Source organism: Arcticibacter sp. MXS-1, from assembly GCF_041902385.1.
GTDB lineage: Bacteria > Bacteroidota > Bacteroidia > Sphingobacteriales > Sphingobacteriaceae > Arcticibacter.
The window spans coordinates 4,304,495-4,322,381 of sequence record NZ_CP169244.1; the positions used below are offsets into that span (position 1 = coordinate 4,304,495).

Annotated in this window: 13 protein-coding genes; 7 read left to right on the top strand and 6 right to left on the bottom strand. The window is 47.1% G+C overall.

The window, feature by feature from the left end:
- Positions 1 to 7: 7 nt before the first annotated feature.
- The 5 genes from ACES2C_RS18645 to arfB all read right to left on the bottom strand — a co-directional run bounded on the left by ACES2C_RS18645 (position 8) and on the right by arfB (position 5,460).
- Complete coding sequence (locus tag ACES2C_RS18645) at positions 8 to 1,306, bottom strand: sialidase family protein (protein ID WP_374164565.1); 1,299 nt, start codon at positions 1,304 to 1,306, stop codon at positions 8 to 10.
- Positions 1,296 to 3,446: a TonB-dependent receptor family protein gene (locus ACES2C_RS18650; RefSeq protein ID WP_374164566.1), complete on the bottom strand. Its 2,151-nt coding sequence runs from the start codon at positions 3,444 to 3,446 to the stop codon at positions 1,296 to 1,298. Before ACES2C_RS18650 ends, ACES2C_RS18645 begins: the two co-directional genes overlap by 11 nt.
- 63 nt (positions 3,447 to 3,509) lie before the next feature.
- Positions 3,510 to 3,878 (bottom strand): hypothetical protein, encoded by a 369-nt coding sequence (locus ACES2C_RS18655; protein WP_374164567.1) that lies wholly within the window; start codon positions 3,876 to 3,878, stop codon positions 3,510 to 3,512.
- Positions 3,879 to 3,919: 41 nt separating this feature from the next.
- Positions 3,920 to 4,699, bottom strand: a complete 780-nt coding sequence (locus ACES2C_RS18660; RefSeq protein WP_374164568.1) for an alpha/beta hydrolase — start codon at positions 4,697 to 4,699, stop codon at positions 3,920 to 3,922.
- A gap of 347 nt (positions 4,700 to 5,046) precedes the next feature.
- Positions 5,047 to 5,460, bottom strand: coding sequence for an alternative ribosome rescue aminoacyl-tRNA hydrolase ArfB (gene arfB, locus ACES2C_RS18665; RefSeq protein ID WP_374164569.1), 414 nt, complete (start codon positions 5,458 to 5,460; stop codon positions 5,047 to 5,049).
- A 366-nt stretch (positions 5,461 to 5,826) separates the two neighbouring features.
- Between arfB and cmk the strand changes: the two genes are divergently transcribed.
- Entirely contained in the window at positions 5,827 to 6,504 is a 678-nt protein-coding gene (cmk, locus tag ACES2C_RS18670) for a (d)CMP kinase (protein ID WP_374164570.1), read from the top strand.
- Positions 6,505 to 6,900: 396 nt separating this feature from the next.
- Here cmk and ACES2C_RS18675 read toward each other — a convergent pair whose 3' ends face one another.
- Positions 6,901 to 7,149, bottom strand: coding sequence for a hypothetical protein (locus ACES2C_RS18675; protein ID WP_374164571.1), 249 nt, complete (start codon positions 7,147 to 7,149; stop codon positions 6,901 to 6,903).
- Positions 7,150 to 7,339: 190 nt separating this feature from the next.
- Between ACES2C_RS18675 and rpsA the strand changes: the two genes are divergently transcribed.
- The 6 genes from rpsA (at position 7,340) to ACES2C_RS18705 (ending at position 17,875) form a co-directional block, all read left to right on the top strand.
- A complete protein-coding gene (rpsA, locus tag ACES2C_RS18680) occupies positions 7,340 to 9,304 on the top strand; it encodes a 30S ribosomal protein S1 (protein ID WP_374164572.1) in 1,965 nt (654 codons plus the stop codon).
- 724 nt (positions 9,305 to 10,028) lie between these two features.
- Complete coding sequence (gene pyrR / locus ACES2C_RS18685) at positions 10,029 to 10,571, top strand: bifunctional pyr operon transcriptional regulator/uracil phosphoribosyltransferase PyrR (RefSeq protein ID WP_374164573.1); 543 nt, start codon at positions 10,029 to 10,031, stop codon at positions 10,569 to 10,571.
- Positions 10,572 to 10,637: 66 nt separating this feature from the next.
- On the top strand, positions 10,638 to 11,573 hold the full coding sequence (locus ACES2C_RS18690; protein ID WP_374164574.1) for an aspartate carbamoyltransferase catalytic subunit: 936 nt from the start codon (positions 10,638 to 10,640) through the stop codon (positions 11,571 to 11,573).
- A gap of 514 nt (positions 11,574 to 12,087) precedes the next feature.
- Positions 12,088 to 15,117 (top strand): tetratricopeptide repeat protein, encoded by a 3,030-nt coding sequence (locus ACES2C_RS18695; protein ID WP_374164575.1) that lies wholly within the window; start codon positions 12,088 to 12,090, stop codon positions 15,115 to 15,117.
- Between the two features lie 3 nt (positions 15,118 to 15,120).
- Positions 15,121 to 16,782, top strand: coding sequence for a hypothetical protein (locus tag ACES2C_RS18700; RefSeq protein ID WP_374164576.1), 1,662 nt, complete (start codon positions 15,121 to 15,123; stop codon positions 16,780 to 16,782).
- Positions 16,783 to 16,825: 43 nt separating this feature from the next.
- Positions 16,826 to 17,875 (top strand): SPOR domain-containing protein, encoded by a 1,050-nt coding sequence (locus ACES2C_RS18705; RefSeq protein WP_374164577.1) that lies wholly within the window; start codon positions 16,826 to 16,828, stop codon positions 17,873 to 17,875.
- The last annotated feature ends 12 nt before the right edge of the window (positions 17,876 to 17,887 follow it).

Consider the following 17,887-nt stretch of genomic DNA (forward strand, 5'->3'; position numbering starts at 1 on the left):
CGGAGCGCTATTTTACTCCGATGTAAGTATAACAAATACCACTTCTTCCTGCATCTTCATTCTGCCAGGCCACTAAAAAGCCGTTCTTTAAAGCCACAAGAACCGGGTGATGTCCTTTTTCTTTACCTGATGGCAGCCTGATCTCCGTTCTTCCTCCATCCTTATCATGGAGGGACACGTGGATCGACGCCGCTCCCGAAGCAGCGGCCGCCATCATCGCCCCATGTCCCATCGCTGCGTGAGTATGCTGCATGGCATGTCCCGCACCGCTCTGTTCCTCTTCCCAGGCCATGGCAAGGCGACCATCCTCAAGGGCCACCATCTGAGGATGGCGACCTGTCATCGTTAACGCTTCTGGAGGAGCAAAACTTGTCTGACCTTTCTTCATGGAGACGAAATTCAAGCCTCCCTTCCCCGCTCCGGTAAACCATAAGGCATGCACATCATCCCGGGTAACAGCAAGCGTCGGACCGCTATGGGGGCATCCCTCGATCTTCCAGTTATCTGCGTGAAGCAATATCGCTTTGCCAAACGACTTCCCGTTATCAGCAGAGGTCATATAAACCATATCTCGCACCTGTTTACCAAGAGCTGCTGCCGGATAAAGGATCTTGCGGAAAGCAACATGTAACGATCCATCATCCGAAGACAGAAGATCGGTGCGGCAGCATTCACAGGTACTTCGCGAAATGCAACTGTCTTTTCCAAATCCTGCCCCCTTTCTCGTCCTGGCAAAAAACAAGGCCGAACCGGTATCCTCTTTGCCATACCTGCCATCAAGCCATACCGACGCCAGCTCTCCGTCTCGGAGCACCGCCAGGTCGAAAAAACTGCGCCCGTACCGATGCGAGGTGTCTGAATGAAGATAACGAGAAGCCGTCCAGCTCTTTCCGTGATCCAACGAGAGCGAATAGCAGATGGCTCCTGCCCAGGGATTTTTCTCTCCGGTAAATTTTCTGGTGTACATAGCCAGCACCGTTCCATCGCTCTTAAAGCCGACCTTATTCATACTCTCGGCCGAAGTCCCGGTCCCGGCGGAGGGCTCTACCGTCACTGGCACACCAAAAGAACCGGTCCTTTCATTGTAGGTTGCATACCTGAGCCGGTACAAGGAATCAGAAGCACTTTGCTCAGTCCAGCATAAAACCGCTTTACCCTTTTCATCCCTGGTGAGATAAGGGTTAAGAGCCGATCCTTCAACGCCTTGCAAGGCCTGAACCTGGAGCTCTTCCTGGCGCCCCTCTCCGCAGGCTGACAATAAAATCACAGCGCATGCCAGCCATCTGTAAATGTTTTTAATCATCATTTCTTCTTAAGTGATAAGTCAGTCCTATTGATACCGTTCTTGGAGGCGCCGCGTTGTACGTCGCCCCGTATTGGTTGGTCATGACATTACTCGCATAGAGCACATCGCCGAGGTTCAGTATATTGATCCAAAGCCCCGCACCTTTAGCAAAGCTCTTTTTGAAGTCATAGCCCGTTCTGAAATTCAACAGCTCATATCCATCATAATCACGGGTGTTTGCACTATTGGTGTAGTAGCCCGAAAGATGCTGCCACTCCAATGATGCGCGAAAGCCCGAAAAGAAATTAGGGCGGTACGTCACTTCTGAGTTGGCAATAAATGCAGGAGCATTACTCATCCGCTTACCATCGTAGTTCACGGACTTTCCCGCACTTACTTCACTGTAATTCAGATAGGTGTGCCGCGCGTTGGTACCGCTAAGCCGTAAGGCAAGCTGGGGCAAGGGTTTCCAGCTGACCTGATATTCTACTCCAAGGTGCCGGGTGGCACCTGCATTCTGATTTTGAGTCGAACCATCCGCCATGAGAACTGAGATTATCTCATTCCTTCCTTCCATGTTGTAAACGCTCATCTCCACCCGCACGTTGCCATTCCGCGCAGCAGTCCAGCCCCCGGCTTCGTAGTTGTAGAAAGTTGCCTGCTTCAAGGCAGTTGTCTGCCTCGAGCTGTAGAGGTTGCTCGTTTCAGGAGGCTGGAAACCTGCACTAACAGTGGCGTAAAGTCCGGCTCCTTTGCCCAGGTCGTAAGTAGCTCCCAGTTTCGGAGCCACTACATTAAATTCATTCGTTTCTTGTTGCTTGTACTTCGTCCGCTCCGCGGGCAGCCGGTTAGAAAAATGATACGTCACCCGGTCGTAACGCAGTCCTCCCACCAGCCTTAGCTTCTGCGTAGGACGAATCAGGTACTGCACGTAAGCGGCAGTGTTCAGCAGCCTCATGCGGTAGTCGTCGATGAGGACGCCCGTGTTGCTATAGCCTGTGTACGTATTGCTGCTTCTGTCTTTGTAGACATCAAGAGCATCGGCGTAAAAAGAACTTGGACTATGATCTACATACACACCTGCAATGAGCTGCGATTTTAAAAAAGACATATCCAGGCTATGCTGCAACAGCAAACCGTAGCTATGAAAGCTTTGGTTGTTCTCCTGTCCGGATGAACGCAGGTACTGCCCCGAGGCATCCCTCACATCCTGAAGATAGTAAGCCGGCAACTGACCAGTTGAATTGTTTCTGAAGAAAAAGGTAAGAAAGCTCCTGCTCTTTCCATTCCAGTCATGGTCAAGGCGACTGCTTGCTCTGAATGCGTTGACGCGGCGATAGGTGAACCGCTGATTGCTTCCATAACTTCTGCTGTAGAAACGGCTGCTATCCAGGCTGCCGGGCGTCTGAGTGTCGAGGTAGCTATAGGTGGCAGAAAAGCCAAGGCGCGTCAGCGCCCCCAAAACGTGAGTCACCTTCAACGAAGCCGAGTATTTGTCGAAATTCGTGTAGTCCTGCCAGCTGTCGTTCTGACGGGCAGCGTAGCCGCTCAGGTACACGCCCGTCTTTGCAGAAGAGTACCCGGCGCTTACGTCGCCCCGGTAATAATGATAGCCATCCCCCTGCACAGACACCTCATTTCCAGTTGATGCCAGAGGGTCAGCGGTAATAAAGTTGACGGCCCCGCCTATTGCATTACTCCCGTAAAGCGATGATGAAGGACCTTTCAGCACCTCAATATCCTTCAATCCGTTCATGTTGATCTCGTAGAGGGCATTATGATTAAAAATACCGGTCGGCCGTATCGGAACCCCATCTTCCATATACAGGTACAAGGCGTTGTAGCTGACCGGCTGCCGGATAGCCATCGTGTGCTGCTCGTTGCCCAGATTGACCATGTATACGCCAGCCGCCTTATTTAGCAGCTGATAGAGTGCCGTGGCACGTGTTTCTTTAATAATTTGCGGATCTATTTTGGTGATTGCTGCGGGAACATCCTTCCGCAACTGTTTTTCCCGGCTGGCCGATATCACAACATCGTTAAGCACAGGAGCAACAGTGTCGATACTGTCGGTAATGGACATATTCTGACCGCCCGAAGCAGATACACCAGATCCATTCAGGCATGCAAATAAGATGCAGGCCAATATGATCTGTTTCATTTTGACGATTTTCTTAAGGGTTTGAAAAGAAGGCACGGATGCCTGTTACCTGATGGCAAAAGGTCAGGCTTCGGGAGGATGATAAGGTGCGAAACTCCGCTGAAATGAATAAAGATCAACCGGTGCATGTCCCAGTACTTCCAGAAGGGCAATATGGAAAGCGACCTGTTCCTGACTCGTACAAAATATATCCTGAACCAGGTTTTTCTGGGTATCCCGCTCCTGCTTCTGCTCTTTCTCTTCCGCTTGCTTGAGCTTCTTCATCAGAAAGCACTTTCCCTCACAATGCAGCCAGGGTTTATCCTTATTCACACAGTATTTTTCAGCAATATACTTCTGGTTAAGGCTAAAGGAAGCAAAAATGAGACACTTTGTAAGCCCGGAGGATATTACAGCAATAATCAGCAGTATGGCAACAAAGCGTTGGAACATTTGATCGCAAAAGTAGTAAAATATCGAATTACCGCGGTCCGCTAACTCAGTATTCTGAACACCGCCTCCGGTATAGCTACCTCGGCTACAGAAAAGTGATTGTACTCAGGGTAATATTTCCACTTGAAGTTCATATTATCTTTTAAGCTGTTCAGCAAGTCGGCCAATTCAACATTCGGACGAATAAGATCCCCTTTCTTGCTGGTATCTTCCCTGATCTCTGAAACGGTGAGGTGTTTCCCTACGCTGTCGGCCACAGCCAGAAAAAGGTGCACATCTAGATAAGCCTCGTCTGCAAGCCTCCGCTTCGCTTCGTTGAGCAAGCTGTGATGATCATACCACAGACTCGGCTCAATAGCCACATAATGCTGAAATAGCGCCGGCCTTTCGAGCAGGATATGAAGTACTTCCAGTCCCCCCAAAGAATGACCAATAATAGCAGTGCGATTAATTCCCCGAAACTCAGAATGGAGATGAGGAAGAAGTTCGCTCTCCAGAAATGACAGAAATTTACCTCCGCCGCCGGTCATCGCTATTGCATCGGGGTCAAGAAATGACGATTCTTTAACTGCAGTGGGTGTGTAATCGCGTACACGCAAGTCCTTGTTTCCCAGGCCAGCGGCAATCACGCCATAGCCAGCTTTTACTTCAGACTGGCTCAGTACATCCACCACGGCACTGAAATGATCCTCCCCATCCAGCACAAGCAATAAGGTACAGGGTGCGCCGGAATCGCCTCCCGTTTCCGCTGTTCTGTAGATATCAAATATCCTTTGCTCTCCCAGAACCTTTGAATCGAATGTTCGTCTTTGTACTCTCAAAACAACTTAAAAAGCCGAAATAGCTAAACTTGTTTGAATACGCGCATAAAATCAAGCCGACGTAATGAAGATCGATACCGCACAGGGATTGTGAACATGTAATATTCAGAGCCGGGTGTAATTGGATTTAGGCTTCGTCGAAACAAAGCCGGATGCTGAAAATATAATATCAGGCCCTGGGCGAAATCCGCTCGGTTAATCCCGCTGCGGCAGACGACATATTTAAAAGCTAATAGCCAGGCCCGACTCAGTTCGCCTCAACTAATCCCGCTCCGGCAGGCAAAATACTTAAAACCTGACAGCCGGCGACGAACTTGCCCGCGAGACAATACACCAAGAAGAAGTATTTAGAACTCGAGACCGCCTTTTCTCCTGTTCAGTTTTTTTACAGCCTTTTGTTGTTTGTCTTTCAATCGCTGTTCCACTGAGGCTTTCGAGGGTTTGGTAGCCTTTCGCTTCTTTGGGACGTACAGGGCATTTCGCAGCAGAGAGTGAAGCTTGTCAAGACAGCGCTCCTTGTTAAGAAGCTGGCTTCGCTCCTCATCAGTTACTACTTGTATCATACCCGATGCCGACAGCCGGTTCTGGAGCTTCGTCCTGATCCGATCCTTCTGCTCAGCCGAAAACAGCGGACTTCTTTCCAGATCGAAGTTCAGCTCGGCCTTAGTCGAAACCTTATTCACGTTCTGGCCGCCCTTCCCACCGCTTCTAGAGGTTTTAAAGGTAATTTCGGGCAGAAGATCTTGTTTTGAAAAGTCCATCCTGCAAACCTAATTAAAATCACGATCTTTATCAGACAGCAGACGCGCGGCGGCGGCGCCGCCAGAACAGGATTAGTACTCCGTCTTCTTTTCAAGTTCGCTTCTAAACCTGTTCATGTTATCCCTGCGTGCGGACTGAGTCCGGGTTGAGTGCGGGTCAACTGCGGGTTTTTCTCAGTTTTACCCGCACTCAACCCGCATGCACCCCGCTACAAAGCTGCACACAGTTCCTGCTTGTACATAGCAAGAAGCGAATCAGAATCATACTGAGAGTAAAGACGTTGCAGTGGCCAGTGCTCAATATTTTTCAACTTATTGCCGGAGCTCTGTTTAATAATCAAGCTAAAAGGTAACTTTGCCGCCGTAATGAACAAAAATCTTGTAATAGCGATAGACGGCTATTCTTCATGCGGCAAAAGCACTCTCGCTAAAGCCCTGGCACGTAAGCTCCACTTTATTTACATTGATACCGGCGCCATGTACCGCGCTGTGACGCTGTATTTTCTGAGAAAGGGCATTGACCTCAACAATGAGGAGATGGTGAAAGACGCGCTGAAAGAAGTACACCTCAATTTTGACTCAAAAGATTATCAGACGCACATCCTTCTCAACGGCGAAGACGTGTCTGATGAGATCAGACAAATGGAAGTTTCGCAGCAGGTCAGCGAGGTGAGCGCCATCAAAGCCGTTCGCCAGGAAATGGTGAACCAGCAACAGCGGATGGGCCGCTCGAAGAATGTAGTGATGGACGGCAGGGATATTGGCACAACGGTATTTCCCGACGCTAAAGTAAAAATCTTCATGACGGCTGATCCCAAGGTTAGGGCGGAACGACGTTTTAAGGAGCTCACCGCAAAAGGCGAACAGATTACACTGGAAGCGGTATTCGAAAACATCGCCCACCGCGACTTTCTCGATACTACCCGGAAGGAGAGTCCGCTTACCCGCGCTGCCGACGCGATTGTTCTGGATAATACCGAACTGACGGAAGCCCAGCAACTCGAATTCGCACTGGGAAAGATAAGCCGTTTTCTGAAGGCTTAGGCATAAGAGCATTACAAACTCTTGCAGTTTGACGAATGATTCAGGACGCAGAGCCCTTTCCTGAAGGCTTAGACACAAGCGCATTCAAAGCTTCCGAAGTTTCACAATTTATACACGACGCGGAGCAGCCTGCTGAAGACTTAGACATAAGAGCATTCGAAACTCCCGAAGTTTGACTATTTATACAGGACGCAGAGCCCTTTTTTGAAGGCTTAGACATAAGAGCATCCCAAATTCGGAAAGTTTGACTGTCTATATAGAATGCACGAGTCTTCGCCGAGGGCTTAAACATAAGAGCAAGTACAACCATCGAAGTTTATCAGGCGATAAAGGATGCACGAGTCTTTCCTGAAGACCCAGAGATAAGAGTAATAAAAACAGCCTGAGCTGTTTTTATTACTCTGCACCGGCTGTATCGTCGGTACGATTTCTCTCGGCGTCGGGACTTGTATTGTCGAACATCTGTTCGTCCTGAGGAGTAGCCCACTCCTGTTTGTGGTTCTGTCCGCCGGTTTTAAAACCATCGTCCACCGGCTTTTCCGACGAATTTGCGTCTGTTCTGGTAGCGCTGATCTCGTCTTCGCCCTTGTTTATGTTTTGATTTCTTTCCTGAGGATCTTTCATATGCTTCATTATTAGATGCATAAGTTAAACGAACAAGAGCACCATCTGTTTTAATTATATAGCTGATGCCCCCTGCCCTAAGGCTGGTCTTTACAGAAGCAAAAGGGCTATCAGTCAATAAAATAATAAAAATAATTTCTCGTCTTTAAAAATTAATTTTCCTACCTTTGCAGTCCTGATTTAAATCAGGACAAAGGAGAAAAATTAATTAATGGCCAAAAAACAAGAAGCAGAAAAGGAGCTACATGCTAAATCAGCAGAACTCCATGGCGAAGAAACCAAAACGGTTAAAGAAAAAGAAAGCATTGAGTCAGAAGCTGATTCACTGTCAATTGAAGACATTAAGTCTAAAACTCTGGTAACGCCTGCAGGCGATTTTGACTGGGATACAGACGAAAAAGGCTTTGGTAACTACTCTCAGGAAGAGCGTGCAAAGCTTGAACAACTGTATGCCGGAACTTTTAATTCGATCAGCAAGGGTGAGATCATCACCGGTACTGTTGTATCAATTAACAACAAAGACGTGGTATTGAACATCGGCTTTAAGTCTGATGGTATGGTATCTCTGTCAGAATTCCGTGATACGCCTGACCTGAAGGTTGGCGACCAGGTTGATGTTTTTGTTGAATCACAGGAAGATGCTAATGGTCAATTGGTTCTTTCACGTAAGCGTGCAAAAACTCAGAAGTCATGGGAGCTCATCAATGAAGCTTTGGAAAACGACACCATCATTACCGGTTTTGTAAAGAGCCGTACTAAGGGTGGTCTGATCGTTGACATCATGGGTGTTGAGGCCTTCCTGCCAGGATCACAGATCGACATTAAGCCGATCCGCGATTACGACATTTATGTTGGCAAGACAATGGAGTTCAAGGTTGTGAAGATCAATCACGAATTTAAGAACGTGGTAGTTTCTCACAAAGTTCTTATCGAGGACGATCTTGAAAACCAGAAGACAGAAATCGTTGCGAAACTTGAAAAAGGTCAGGTTCTTGAAGGAACTGTTAAGAATATCACCGACTTCGGTGTGTTCATCGACCTTGGTGGCGTTGACGGATTACTGCACATCACAGATATTTCATGGGGCCGTATCGAGCATCCGAAAGAAGTATTATCACTTGATCAGAAGATCAACGTGGTTGTGCTTGACTTCGATGATGAGAAGAAACGTATTGCCCTTGGTTTAAAACAACTTACTCCTCATCCTTGGGAATCACTTGATACTGCAATTGAAGTAGGTTCTAAGGTGAAAGGTAAGATCGTAACCGTTGCTGATTACGGTGCATTCCTTGAAATCACTCCTGGTGTTGAAGGTTTGATCCACGTATCAGAAATGTCATGGTCACAAAATCTGCGTAACCCTCAGGAATTCCTGAAAGTGGGTGACGAGGTTGAAGCTCAGGTGTTAACTCTAGACCGCGATGAGCGCAAGATGAGCCTTGGTATTAAACAACTTACTCCTGATCCATGGCAGAACATTGCTGCAAGATATCCAGTTGGAAGCAAGCACAAAGCTGTTGTGAAGAACATGACTAACTTCGGCGTATTTGTTGAAATCGAAGAAGGTATTGACGGATTGATCCACATCTCTGACCTTTCATGGTCTAAGAAGATCAACCATCCTAACGAATTCACTAAAGTTGGTGAAGTACTGGATGTAGTTGTTCTGGAACTTGACGAAGAAAACCGCAAGCTTAGCTTAGGTCACAAGCAACTTGAAGAAAACCCATGGGATACTTTCGAAACGATCTTCACCCTGGATTCAATCCACGAAGGTACTGTATTGAAAGTAAGCGACAAGGGAGCTATCGTTGCTCTTCCTTACGGTGTTGAAGGATTCTCTCCTGCTAAACACTCCATCAAGGAAGACGGCAAGCCGCTTAAAGTTGACGAAGTTGCAGATTTCAAGATCATTGAATTCAGCAAGGAAGCTAAGCGTATTGTAGTTTCTCACTCACGTATCTGGGAAGAAGCAAGAGCTGAAGCTCGTTCTGCTGAAGTTAGCCAGAAGAAGAACGACCAGAAGGCTACTTCTAACGCAGTGAAAAAAGTAAAAGAATCAGTTGAAAGATCTACCCTGGGCGACCTTGGTGTTCTTGCTCAGCTGAAAGAACAAATGGAAGGTGCCGAAAACAAGGCACGTAGCGCTAAAGGCTCCGCTGAGGATGCTGAATAAGCCTTTGTTCTGATCACAAAAAAAGCCCTGCCGCTAAAACGGCAGGGCTTTTTTTGTGAAAGTCTATTTGTTTTTTAAATGGCCAAGAAGAACACTCAATCAACTTTCATCCCCGCTTGAGAGCGTAGCTCATGAGTGTTTTTTGTGAAAGTATCTGTTTATTGAGACGATTAATAATTTGTTAAAGCCTCAATGAGGTCGCTTCGCTATCTTTATTGAGATCATTAATTGCTTTTCAACAGGGCTCAATGAAATCGCTTCGCTAAGTTTAAGTGCCCACAAAGAACGTTCATCTAAGTTTTATCCCGTTTGAGTGTGCTCATGAATATTTTCCTTGAAAGTCTGTTTGTTTTTAAAGGTCAAGGAGAGCATTCAAGCAAATTCATCTCCTGTTTGACTACGCACGGCCCTTGAACGTTTTTGTTAGCATATATCTGTTCCTGGGGGGCAGGAAGGCTGCTCAAATCCTCCACTAACTTTGATCACTGTTAGCAAGCGCGACTCCCTTGCCTTCTACTTTGTAATCAGACACTAACTTTTAAGTAACGATGGAGAATATCCGGACCTGGCAATATCGGTTTGTGATCGTCAGCAATGAGAGGTACTTTTGAAAGCAAGTGACGCAAACCTCCGCTACAGCGGGAACCGTCGTTTCGGACGCCGTTCATGAAGGTTTTTCTTTTGCTTATTATTATTTTTTTTATTTTTGCCCAAATCCAAGCTGATGCAAAACTTAACCCTGCTAGACGGACAAAAGTTTCAGATTACCATCAAAAGACTTTGTCATCAGTTAATAGAAAACCACAACGATTTTACTGACTCTGTTATTCTGGGAATTCAGCCCAGAGGTATTTATCTGGCCAACAGGATCGCTTCCGAGCTTCAAACAATCCTGCCTCAGGCAAACATATTAAACGGGAATCTCGATATCACCTTCTTCCGAGACGACTTCCGGAGGCGGGAAGGCCCGCTGGTCCCTAACTCGACCAAAATTGACTTTATCATCGAGGGCAAGAAGGTGATCCTGGTGGATGACGTTTTATGGACAGGCAGAACCATCCGTTCAGCAATGGATGCAATGCTCGCCTTTGGCCGTCCTGAGAAAGTGGAATTACTGGTACTGGTTGACCGCCGCTATTCGCGCCACCTTCCGATAGAACCCGACTACATCGGTATACAGGTAGATTCGATCAATTCGCAAAAAGTAGTCGTAAGCTGGAAGGAAACCGATCAGGAAGATAAGGTGATCCTTTTATCTGATAAATAGAACAATCATTATTCATACAAACAGAGGGAGATACAGAAGGGCAGACATACATAACAACATACAAAAATGGCAGAACCGGGTCAGAAACTAAGTACCAGACATCTTCTAGGCATCAAAGATTTAAACGAGAACGACATTCAATTGATTTTTGAGACCGCCGACACCTTTAAAGATGTACTTAACCGGCCAATCAAGAAGGTGCCGTCCCTTCGTGATGTGACCATTGCAAACATCTTTTTTGAGAATTCAACCAGAACGCGGCTATCTTTTGAACTGGCCCAAAAACGACTTTCAGCTGATACCATCAATTTTGCAGCATCTTCTTCTTCTGTGAGCAAAGGTGAGACACTTATCGACACGGTGAACAATATCCTGGCGATGAAGGTCGACATGATTGTGATGCGTCACCCCTACCCTGGTGCAGGCGTGTTCCTGAGCAAGAAAGTAAAAGCACAAATTGTAAATGCGGGAGACGGGGCACACGAGCACCCTACGCAGGCTCTTCTTGACGCATTTTCTATAAGGGAAAAGTACGGCGACGTGGCGGGTAAAAAGGTAGCCATCATAGGCGATATCCTTCACTCCCGCGTAGCCCTGTCCAATATCCTTTGCCTTCACAAACTGGGAGCTGAAGTAATGGTCTGCGGCCCCACCACGCTGATCCCTAAATACATTCATACGCTCGGTGTTAAGGTGGAATACGACCTCATGAAAGCGCTGCGCTGGTGTGACGTAGCAAACATGCTGCGCATCCAGCTCGAAAGGCAGGATATCAAATATTTCCCTTCCCTTCGGGAATATTCCATGCTCTATGGCCTTAATAAGGAGATCCTCAATTCCCTCGACAAAGAAATTACCATCATGCACCCAGGCCCCATCAACCGGGGTGTAGAAATTACCAGCGACGTAGCAGATAGCAAGCAGTCGGTGATCCTCGATCAGGTAGAAAATGGGGTAGCGATCAGAATGGCCGCCCTATACCTCCTCGCCGGTCAACTGTAGGAGACCTGAGAAAGCGGAAAGCAAAGGCAGAAAGCTGAAAGCTAAAAGCTAAAAGCAGAAGGCAGAAAGCGCAAAGCAGAAGGCTGAAGGCAGAAAGCGCAAAGCTTAAGGCAAAAAGCAGAAGGCTCAAACGCAGAAGGGCAAAGATAAAAGCTAAAGGCGCAAAGCGGAAAGCAACAAAGCGGACACAAGGATGACCGTAAAAGCAGAAGACACAGCACTTATTCCTGAAGGATAATGACGATAAATGACTGCAGCCCGGCGATTACTAATTGCTGATAGCTGACAGCCGACAGCTGATTACTAATCTGATTTCTGACAGCCGACAGCTATTCCCCCAACAGCCAATAGCTAATCGCCAACAGCGTAAAAGAGAAAGAGTTACAGCAAATGCTGTAACTCTTTCTCTTTTACAATCATAAACGTTAATTTTGGCAGATTTTCCACATCTGTTAAGATCTTATGTCTACATTACCAACTATATCTGTTAACTTCGCAATTTTCACACTTAGACATGTTTAGAAAATATATTCTGCTTACTCCGATATTCTGTTTTCTATTGTTCTCGGCGAAAGGTCAGCAAACCGAATGGTTCACGATCAATCAGGCCTACAAGAGCGGCATCGAGTTACTTGAGAAGTCCAAATATGCTGCTGCGAGCGAACAGTTCAGCAGGGTTGAACAAGTGCGACTGGCTCCTTCCTCGCAGCTGCTCGCTAAAAACAAGCAAATCTCGCTGTTGAAGGAAAACGCCCAGTACTATCAGGCTGTATGTGCACTGGAGCTGGGTAATACAAATGCCGAAGGCATGTTCCTGAAGTTTATTCGCGAGCATCCGGCAAGCGCAAACACGAAAGCTGCATACTTCCAGATGGGAAAGTCGTTCTTTGCCCAGAAGAATTATGCCAAAGCGATCGAATGGTTCACTAAAACCAGCGCTGCTAACCTGGCGGGAAAAGACAATGAGGAGTATCGCTTCAAGCTGGCGTACTCTTATTTCTCGGTTCAGCGTTACAATGACGCCGAGCCCCTTTTCGCAAAGCTGAAAGAGGAAGAAGGTAAGTACCAGGAGTCTTCTATCTATTACTACGCCTACCTGAGCTACCTGAACGCAGATTATAAGACTGCTCTTAGGGAATTTGAGCGATTAAAGAACTCAACGGCCTATCAGTCGAGCTACCCGTATTACATTTCTGCTTTGTACTTCCTCGACAAACGGTATGACGATGTAATTGCCTATACGATCCCGGCGATCAATGTCATTGCAGATCAGTACAAACCTGAGATGTACCGAATAGTAGCAGCGACCTACTTCGCACGCGACGACTACAAAACATCGCTCTCCTATTACCAGAAGTTCCAGGCGCTGGATCAGGGAAAAACCCAGAACAATCAGGACGACTATCAGCTGGGCTTCATCTACATGAAGATGAATAACCCGCAGAAGGCAATTTTAGAACTGAACAAGCTGGGCAATCCGGATGTACATTACCAGAGCGGGATGCTCGTGCTGGGAGAGGCACTCTTGAAGACGAACGACAAACAGGGTGCCCGTAATGCTTTCTTCAGAGCTTCTCGACTCGATTTTGATCCAAAACTAAAAGAAGAGGGCTTACTCAACTACGCCAAATTATCCTACGACCTTGAGTTTTATACCGTGGCTCTTGATGCGGTACAGGATTTCATTAAGACCTATCCAAAGTCGGCAAGGATAAACGAAGCGAAGACCTTGCTTGGGGCTGTCTTGCTTTCTACAAAAAACTATAAGGAGGCGGTCAATATCCTTGAGACGATCCAGAACAAGAACGAAGAGACTAAGGGCGTGTACCAGAAGGTGACGTACTTCAGAGGCCTGGAGTTCTATAATGAACGAGCCTTTGAGAACAGTATCTCTTTGTTTATGCGCTCTCAAAAAAGCGCTGTGGACGACGACCTGGAAGCTTTAGCAACCTATTGGCTGGCGGAAGCAATGTTTGAGGTGAGGAAATACGGTGAGTCGGTAGCGCAGTTTGAGAAGTTCCTGGCCATGCCGGCAGCAAGAAAGACCGATGTATATAATTATGCCAATTATGCCCTCGGTTATTCTGCTTTTCAAAATGAGAGTTACAGTAAAGCGGCTAACTATTTTGAACGTTTCCTGCGCGGGGACGATAAGGACCGTAATACGGTAACTGACGCAACCCTGCGTTTGGGCGATTCTTACTTTGTTCTAAAGAATTACTCTGCAGCGCTGCAACAGTACAACAAGATCATTGCATGGGGCGGTCAGGGTGAAGATTACGCCTTGTTCCAGCGGGGGATGATCGAGGGACTGAACGGTCAGAACGATGCCAAGATCGCTACCCATGAGGAATTGCTCCGCAAGTTCCCTAACTCGAACTACTCTGACGACGCCGGCTTCGAAATTGCATATACCTATTTCGTTAAGGGCGACAACGACAAGGCCAAGAACGACCTGAGTTCTTTGATCGAAAAGTACCCGAGAAGCAGCTACGTACCAAGAGCATTGGTAACGATCGGACTGGTACAATACAACCAGGATCAGGACGATGCAGCACTTGCAACCTTTCAGCGTGTAGTAAAGGACTACTCCACTACAGACGAAGCTAAACTAGCCCTGGAGTCAATTAAGAATATCTACCTCGACCGTGCTGATGCTAACGGATTCCTCGCTTATTCGAACACCACAAGCATCGGAAATCTGAGCACAGCTGAGCAGGACAATATTACATTTCAGGCTGCCAATAATCTCTTCCTAAGAGGCGACTATCAGGCTGCCTTCGATGCAGTGAATGCATACTTCGACAAGTTCCCGAAGGCCATTCATGAAAAACAGGCTAAGTTCATAAGAGCGGAAAGCCTGGTAAAGCTGAACCGTCCTGACGAAGCGATCCCTGATTACACATTTATCCTGAACGACTGGACGAGCGAGTATACAGAACGGGCACTTATCAGCATTTCGAAGCTTTACCTCAACCAGAAAAAGTACAACGAAGCAATCGTATACCTGAAGAAGCTAGAAACGACTGCCGAGTACAAGGCCAACTACGGATTTGCTATCAATAATCTGATCGAGGCTTATAACAATATGAACATGCCTGAGGACGTGCTCAAGTACTCGAAGATCATCAGGGACTTCGACCGCTCTTCAGCTGAGGATAAATATCGTGCAGGTCTTTTTGCCGGCAAAGCTTATCTCCTGAAAGGAGATACAACCTCTGCTACCAAAGAGCTGACTGTAGTGGCGAGCAAAACCGCTACTGTTACAGGTGCAGAAGCTAAATATCTGGTGGGCTTCCTCCAATATCAGAAGGGCGATCACAAGGCCGCGGAGAAAACGCTATTTGAGCTAGCCAAGATGGAGTCGCACGACTACTGGGTAGCAAAAGGCTTCATACTCCTTGCAGATAATTACGCTGCACAGAAAGATCTGGTTCAGGCCAGGAGCACGCTCCAGAGTGTGATTGAGAATTACGAAGGGAAGGATGAAATCATCCCAACAGCCAAGGCCAAGCTTGATCAACTTAACAAGAAGAAGAAATAGACAATGAGACTCGATAATATTTCATATAAACTTACTTTTTCAGCTTTACTACTGTCTGCCGCATCCTTTGCCCAGACCAAGCCGGAGGAAAAGAAGACAGATAAACCGGCTGCTGCACTTACTGAAGAAATTGTGGTAGAGCGTCCTTACAAGCCTGTTCTTGCAGATGCAGCGAAGATCAGAAGAAGTCCGGATCTTAATAGTGCCCGAGCACTGAAGAGCCGCTTAAACTACTCGATATTGAACAGGAAGCTTGAGCTGAACAGCGAGATCCGTCAGCTTCAGGCGCAACCTCTTTCGCAGGCAGCGGACGTACCTCCGACCAACAGCTATGCCAAGCTCGGGCTGGGAAACTATAGCACGGGGCTTGCAGAGCTCTACGTAAATACAGGAGCAGATGAGGCCATGCAAGCTGGTTTTTTTGTTAAACATTTGAACCAGGAAGGCAAGCTGCCCAAACAGCAGTTCTCCAAACAAGAGATCGGCATCTTTGGAAAAAGCGTCCTGGATAAGATCACGCTGAATGGAGAGGCGGGATTCGATCGATTCGCGAGTTACTACTACGGTACCATGCGCGATTCAGTGTCTCCTATCAATAGCGCACTTGAGAAGCAACGGTATGGCACACTGACCCTCAGGGGTGAACTTCTGAAGAACTACACCGACTCGGCTACTTCGGACTATGCGCTGAAAGCTGACGCATATCTGATGTCTGATAAGTTCAATGCAAAGGAAAACTCCCTTGCCCTGAGCGGATTCTTTAATATGGTGTGGAAACAATTTAATGTGGGTGTGAACACCTCACTTGATGTGACAAGCACGAAGGATTCACTGAGCATTGGAAACCACATATTCAAAGCGAACCCCTACCTGAAACTGCAGGGGGAAACCTATAAACTGGCGATCGGAGTAAATCTGGTGCAGGAGTTCGGTACTAACTCCCGTTTTAACTTCTTCCCTGCTATTACTGCAGAAATGCCGATCGTTCCTGAATATGTCACGCTGTTTGGAGGGTTCACAGGAGATGTGAACAAGTCCACCCTGCGCAACTTCTCCATCGAAAACCCATACCTCAGCCAGAATATAGGGATTGCGAACGCGGTCGAAAAAACGAATATCTACGGTGGTATCAAGGGAAATGCAGGTGCTGGCTTTGGCTACAAGGCGATGGTCTTCTATAAGAAGATTAACGATATGCCCTTGTTCAGGAATAACAGATTGCATCAGGAACGATTTGACGTGGTGTACGATGATGCAAAAGTCACCGGACTTGAAGGAGAAATCAACGTAAGACTTTCCGAAACGGTGAGCTGGCTGGGCCGTCTGAATATCAACACGTACAGCATGGACGTTCAGGAAAAGGCATGGTTTCAGCCGGAGTTCCGTCTCGTTTCTAATGCCCGGGTGAAGATCAAAAAACAGCTTACCCTGGATGGTGAAATTGTAGTGAATGACCAGACTTACGGTCTTGCTTACAATCCGGATGTACAGATGGTAAAGGTGAAAAGCTACGTAGACTTCAGCGCAGGGGCTGAGTACTTATATAAAGAAAAGTTTGGCTTCTTCCTGCGTGCCAACAACATTTTTGGTACCAAGTACGAAAGATATTTATACTATCCAAAAGTGGGACTGAACATTATAGGTGGTGTAAATTACTCCTTCTGATAATCTTTTGGCCGCGTAAATATTTTAGCTTAATTTTACCGGGATGGATATAGCGCTGTATATATCGGAATTGCTGAGGGATCATAACGAAATAAGTCTTTCCGGTATCGGTACTTTCTCAAAAAGGAGGATCTCTGCCCGGTACGACAGAGAAAGCGGGATCTTCTATCCACCGGCCGAGGAGATTATTTTCAAGACAGGAGACAACGGAGGAAATGAGCTGGTCCGTTATGTAAGCACTGTCAAGAAGATATCAGATGCAAGCGCTCGTTATTTCATTAACAAGTTCAGCGAACATGTAACGCAAATGCTGGAGAGCGAAAAGAAGGCGGACCTCTCGCCTGTCGGAACTCTCCAGAGCAACAGCGGACATATCTATATGCTCCCGACCACGGTTCCGGCTTCTAAATATGGCCTCAGTCCGATTAAAGACCCGGCATTTAACGCTGCATCCAGGAGAGTGAATGAACAAGCGGCCCTGGCAGCTGCCTACACGAAGGACACGCCAGTGCCTGACTTTGAGCCTGCTCCGGAAAAAAGCTCAAGAAGCATGTGGCAAGCTGTAGCAATGATCTCCGCACTGATCCTCCTGGCGGCAAGTCTCACATACGTGTTTTATCCTGAGGTATTCAACCTGGCCGCTGACCGGCCCCTCATGGTTAACGAAAAGCCTCAGCCAGTTCAACGGATCGCCTCCCTGGACGATCAGCATAAGGATAGCACCGGGGTAAAAGACACACTGCATGAAGAAGTATCAGCAGGAACGACTGCAAGTCGGCCCGCAGACACAGTACAGAAACGGGTAGCACCAGCTCCGGTAAAAGAAGCGGCTGCTGCCACATCTCAGCGACCTGCTGCAGCGCCGCGATTCGAAGTAATCGGGGCATCACTTGCCCTGCGCTCGGAAGCAGAGAATTATCTGAAAGTAATGAAAAGCAGAGGCATCAAGGCCTCTATTTACGAAGATACACGCAAGCCGAGATACAAGATTAGTCTTGGTTCCTATCAAACATACGAAGAAGCAAACCAGGAAAAACGAAAAGTACAGAATAGCTTCAACAAGGAAGCGTGGATACTAACAGTAAAAGAATAAGTTTAACAATCA